This is a genomic window from Methylobacterium sp. P3_A11, from assembly GCF_056403155.1.
This window is the reverse complement of record NZ_JBFUGA010000189.1, coordinates 1-5,172: the sequence shown is the minus strand read 5'-3', so window position 1 is coordinate 5,172 and position 5,172 is coordinate 1. Positions and strand designations below refer to the sequence as shown.

Annotated in this window: 4 protein-coding genes and 2 pseudogenes; 4 read left to right on the top strand and 2 right to left on the bottom strand. The window is 65.4% G+C overall.

What is annotated here, in order from left to right; all coding sequences use genetic code 11:
* Nucleotides 1–199 (top strand): annotated as a pseudogene (locus tag AC1DXK_RS30040) (methyl-accepting chemotaxis protein); the annotation flags it as partial.
* 208 nt (nucleotides 200–407) lie between these two features.
* Here AC1DXK_RS30040 and AC1DXK_RS30035 read toward each other — a convergent pair.
* Nucleotides 408–659, bottom strand: a complete 252-nt coding sequence (locus tag AC1DXK_RS30035; protein WP_457108800.1) for a hypothetical protein — start codon at nucleotides 657–659, stop codon at nucleotides 408–410.
* Nucleotides 660–743: 84 nt separating this feature from the next.
* Nucleotides 744–1,667 carry an SGNH/GDSL hydrolase family protein gene (locus tag AC1DXK_RS30030; protein ID WP_457108801.1) on the bottom strand — a complete coding sequence of 308 codons (924 nt, stop codon included), beginning with the start codon at nucleotides 1,665–1,667 and terminating at the stop codon, nucleotides 744–746.
* A gap of 139 nt (nucleotides 1,668–1,806) precedes the next feature.
* On the opposite strand from AC1DXK_RS30030, the gene AC1DXK_RS30025 reads away from it, so the two are divergent.
* The 3 genes and pseudogenes from AC1DXK_RS30025 to AC1DXK_RS30015 all read left to right on the top strand — a co-directional run.
* Complete coding sequence (locus AC1DXK_RS30025) at nucleotides 1,807–3,225, top strand: lipase family protein (protein ID WP_477299641.1); 1,419 nt, start codon at nucleotides 1,807–1,809, stop codon at nucleotides 3,223–3,225.
* 85 nt (nucleotides 3,226–3,310) lie between these two features.
* Nucleotides 3,311–4,738 (top strand): hypothetical protein, encoded by a 1,428-nt coding sequence (locus AC1DXK_RS30020; RefSeq protein ID WP_457108803.1) that lies wholly within the window; start codon nucleotides 3,311–3,313, stop codon nucleotides 4,736–4,738.
* Nucleotides 4,739–4,972: 234 nt separating this feature from the next.
* Nucleotides 4,973–5,172, top strand: a pseudogene (locus tag AC1DXK_RS30015) (flagellin); the annotation flags it as partial.

The window sequence follows — 5,172 nt, the reverse complement described above, 5'->3', positions numbered from 1 at the left end:
CGTCCAGACCTTCCAGCAGATCGTCGCCTCGACCAACCAGCAGCAGCTCGGCATCGAGCAGGTGATGGGCGCGCTCCAGAACATCCGGCAGGCCAGCCAGCAGACGGCGGCGGGGACGCGGCAGGTGGAGGCGGCCTCGGCCAACCTCACCGAACTCGCCCAGGCCCTCATGGCCCTCGCCGAGCGATATCGGCACTGAGGCGGCGGACCGTCGATCCCCATCCATCGGCGGCGATCGCAGGGATGGCCTCTGCGCTTCCAGACCGCGAACATGGGCGCGGCCCGCATCGCTGCGGATCCCTCGTCGCAACGGTCGACGGTCAGAACCGAGCGCGGCCTCGCGCTGGGATGTGGCGGCGCACGGCGACGGACCGAGCCGGACGACGACGCCTGATGCGTTCCGCCGCTCAGCCGCGATGGCGCGGCCGATGCGCGGCCTGCCGCCGCCGAGCGGCCCTGACGCGCGTGATGTCGATCATGCCCACCGGCCGAGGCGGCGCTTCGCTCGTGAACGGCATGCGGCTGCGGACATCGCCATAATAGTCCGATCCGCCCATCCCGAATCCACCGGCGACGACGGGTCCCTCCAGGCCGGCCTCCCCGGCGGTGGCGCCGGTGACGATGAGGGCAAGGAATGTGGCGGCAAGGAAGGGGCGCATGGCCGCATGTGCGGCCTGCGCTGCGGCAGCTTTGCGACAGCGGAGGTCACGATTCCGTGCGGGCCGCCCGACAACCCGGGACGCCTAATTGTCGACGCGTCCATACCGGGTGGGATGCGGGTGCGACTTCTGCCAGCCGGTCCGGCCCTGCAGCAAACCGACCTCCAGAAAATGGACCAGCGGATTGACGTCGGCCGCGCGGACATCCGGGTTGGCGTTGAGATAGCCGTCGGTGCTGAATTGCCCGCTCGGGTCCCGGCCTTCCCGCCATCCGAAATCCAGGTAATGACGCGTCGGCCCAAGGGGATATCGGGACGTGTCGGGGTACCAATTCCGGTAATAATCCGCGTCAAAACCGGGAAGGGAACATTCCAAATATCGCTCAGGTCTGCAGTGGCCGCGGATATGGGCTTCGATCTGTAGGGCGATCGCCCCGTAGTCCCGTAGCCGCACCCCATCGATGAACGCGTCGTCCTCGGACAAGCCGAACCGGGCGCCGCGCAACGACGTGAACGGATCGCAGAACGACACGCCCCGGTACTCGCTGACAGCGCGCAGGAGCTCCGAATAGACCTCGACCGTCTCGGGATCGCGTTCCGACGCCATCGACACCGGTGTCGGGGGCAACGCCGTCACGTACGGATCGAGCGTCCACGTCTGGAGGCGCTCGACGATGCGGACCGCTTGGCGAAAGAACTCATCGGTCGCCGCCTTCGACAGCGCCGATCGATGGCGGATGTCGTTCGTTCCGATGATCAGCACTGCGAGGGAGCCCGGCAAGGGCTGCCTCAACAGATCGAGAGCGCGGTTGTAGGAGCGGACCGTCGCCCCGGCGATGCCCGCATTGAGGACGGTGCGGGGTGCCAGAACGCGCGGCAGATGGGACGCATGCGAGTCACCCGCCAGGATGATGCATCCGCTGGGCGCGGCGTCGAACGCAGCTTGGATGTGGCCGATATTGTGACGTCGAAGGGCAGCGCTGCGAAATGCTCTCACGGCCCCTGACAAGCGCATCCAATCCAGACCACGATCCCCGCGTCGCGCATCGTAGGGGGTTCAATTTTCGTAAGTCCAGTCCTTCTTCGGCGCGTCACCACCTTTCGCTCCCTACCGCCGTCTCTCGGCCCGGGGCGTTCGCGGTGGGCGGATGATAAACGGTCGCAGTCGAGGGAACCGTATTCACCATCGGGCAGTTGTGGGCTTCGCTCCGTACGTGCCATGCACCGATCCCCGCCGGCGGAGTCGACCGCCACGATTCTTTTTCCTGCCCTCGCCTTTGTCGGATCATATGGTTCGCGGCTACTTATCGTTCACGCCCTTCAAGCTCCGAGATCTTCATCCGCTGCCGGTGAGGCGCCGGCATGTCTTCTTCATCCACGGATTCGACGCCCGCAGCGGCGTCCGCTTTCCCACGTTCTTCAAACGGGAGCTCGCCCGTCACACGACCCGCTTCGGTCTGATGCCCCGCGCCGTCTCGGAAATCCGGATCAGCGCCGATGGGCTGAGCCGGATCTGGGCGGTCAGCGCGCCGGCGGACGGCGAGGGCGCCGCGGTCCGGATTCAGACACTGATCTGGAGTGATATCATCCGGTCGGATCTGGAACGGTCCCTGTCGCGGAAGCTGGCGCTGCTCGCGCGCAGCGTCTTGGCGGGGATCGTGCAGGGACTGATCTTCAAGACATCCCGTTTCGGGCTGCCCTACACCCTTCTGACGGCGTTTCCCTTTTTCGTCGTGTTCATAGCCCCGATCCTGCTGATCGCGGCCGGCCTCGCGATCTACGCGGCGGTCAGTCGGTTTCCGATCGCGGAACCCGCATGGGCGGCTCTGCCGCTCGCCCTGGCCGCGCTGGCGGGTCTGTCCTTCGTCAGGAGGGCGCTCGGGCGGCTGTTCTTCTGGCACATCCTGAGCATCTGCATCTTCTTCTGGCAACATGCGAACGGTCGACGACCGGACTACGAGGCGCGTGTCGCGGCCTTCGCGGAACAGATCCTGACCGAGATGGCCCACTGGCGCGCTCACCCCGCGGACGCCCCCGACGAGGTCATGATCATCGGACATTCCCTCGGCGCCACCATGGCGGTCGAGGTCGCGGCACGGGTCCTCACGCGGCTCGGCGCCGACATTCAGGCGCATCCCAAAGTAGCGCTGGTCACGCTGGGCTCCGGGATGCCGTTCGTCGCGCTGCAGCGCCAAGCCGGCCGGATCCGGAACGACATTGCGACACTGGTCTACAGCCGGCACATCGTCTGGTGCGATTATCAGGCGCCGCAGGACTGGCTCAACTGCTACGGATTTAATCCAATCTTCGATATCGGCCTCAAGAGGCCGGCGTTTCTCGCCTACAATCCGATCATCCGGTCCGCGGGAGTCAAGGACAGGATCCCCGAGGCCGATTACAAGCGCCTACGGCTCAAGCCATTCCACATGCATTTTCAATTTCTGAAAGCGAATTTCCGCCCCGGAGAGTACGATTTCTTCGAGATGGTCCTGGGCCGTCAATCGCTGCTCGATCGCGCCCTTCGCCCGCTCTGCCGCCGCGCGGCAGCGCCGCCGCACGGCGGGTGAATATCGGTCACGGTTGAGCATTGGCCCACGTCGTCCGAGATCGAGCGCCGGTGGTATGGACGCCGGAATCGAGGATTGAGCCACCGTGAAGCCTGATTTCGACACCCTGACCGGCGCCCTCGTCGTCTTGATGTTGGCGATGGTGGGACTCACAGCCCGCTGCCATGCGGGATGGAAGGGTCCGGAAGCCCAAGCTCTGTTCATGAACGAGGCGAACCCGGCGGGTTACAACTATGCCCCCAGCGTCATAACGGAGGACGGCACCACCGATTTCTGGTGGTGCGGACAGGGCAAGACCGATGTGATCTTCCATCGCTCCTACAGCCCGCAGACAGGCTTCTCCCCGGCACAGCCCGTATTCCGACCGACGTCCGGCTCCTGGAACCGCCAGTATGTCTGCGACCCCAGCGTCATCCGCGGCCGTTTCGTCAACCCAGCAGACGGGCGGCCCTACGTCTACGCGATGTATTATTCCGGCGCGGACAACCTGCCCGGCAACAACAATCAGACGGGCCTCGCCTTCTCGAACGACAAGGTGACGTGGGTCGATTATCCGGAACCGGTCATCGCGCCGATCAATCCGGTGGTCGCACAGGGTAATTACGGCACCGGGCAGCCGGCGACCTTCGCGGATGGTCGGTCCGGCCTGTTCGTCTTCACCACCGACCTCACCGGACCGCAGGGTGTTCCAGGCTTCGGCGATCTCTACGTCCGCCACACATCGGACGGCGTGCGTTTCGGGCCACCGGTGCGGATTCCGAATGTCGCGACCGATGGGACGACCATCAATCCCAATTCCGATTTCGCCTTCGATCCGGGATCGGGGGAGGTTTACGTGATCACGGGCCTTCCGGGCCGTGCGTGCCAGCAGGTCGCTTGCAAGGATCCCGGCCGGAATCCCGACCGGGAGACCTACCAGATGGGCCTGTTCAAGATGCCGTTGACGGCGCTGCTGAGCGGTGCGCCGGCAGCCTGGACGCCCCTTGGCTACCTGAATTCCGACGTGACCGGCTTCTACCTCAATCACAGTCCGGGCTTCCAGCGCGACAGCGCGGGCAGCCTCGCCCGGTTCCTGCCGGACATCACCGTCTACTTCTCGGGGGGCGACCCGTATCCGGGCACTTGGCGGATTGCCGCCGCCAGCACTGTGCGCGGCGCCGATCGCCCTGCGCTCCAACGCGCCGTTGGACCGGGTGGGCATTGGGTCACGACCGGCTTTATCGGTCCGGGCTACACGATCGAGCGGAGTGTCGGCAGGGTGCTATCGCTTCCCGCACCCGGGACGGCACGGCTGATGAGCTGCGTCGCCGGACAGGATCACTTCCTGAGCCTGGACCTCGGGTGCGAGGGCCATACCCCCCTCGGGCAGACCGGCTACATCTACGAAGCGCGCAGGCCGGGCACCCACCCGATCTTCCGGTGCAATGCCGGGGGCCACGACCATTTCGTGTCAACCGACGCGGGCTGCGAGGGACATGTAACCGAAAGTCTGCTCGGCTACGGGCTCGACTGATCCCGGATCGGCCACGCCGTATCGGCGGGGGCGCGCAAGTGTCGGGCCTGCATCGTTGATGGCCCCGTCCCGTCATGGTCCACGCACGACAGGACTTCCTGACGCGGCACCCCTTTTACCGAGCAAGCAGCGCGTGCCCAAAAATATCCGCGCAGTTAATCCAGACTTAACCTTAATCGGTATGCTTAGGGATCCCCGAGAATCGGGTTGCTCCGGTTGGAAAGATAGCGATCCATGTCCTCCATCACCCTGTCGGCCGCCACGCGTCAGAACCTGCTCTCGCTGCAGGATACCGCCACCCTCATGGCGACCACGCAGAACCGCCTCGCCACCGGTAAGACGGTCAACTCCGCCCTCGACAACCCGACCAACTTCTTCACATCCCAGGCCCTCGACGGGCGCTCGTCGAGCCTGAACTCCCTGCTCGACGGCAT

Coding starts and splice junctions, on each gene's coding strand:
- AC1DXK_RS30025 (WP_477299641.1), top strand. CDS start 1,807: ATGATAAACGGTCGCAGTCGAGGGAACCGTATTCACCATCGGGCAGTT.
- AC1DXK_RS30035 (WP_457108800.1), bottom strand. CDS start 659: ATGCGCCCCTTCCTTGCCGCCACATTCCTTGCCCTCATCGTCACCGGC.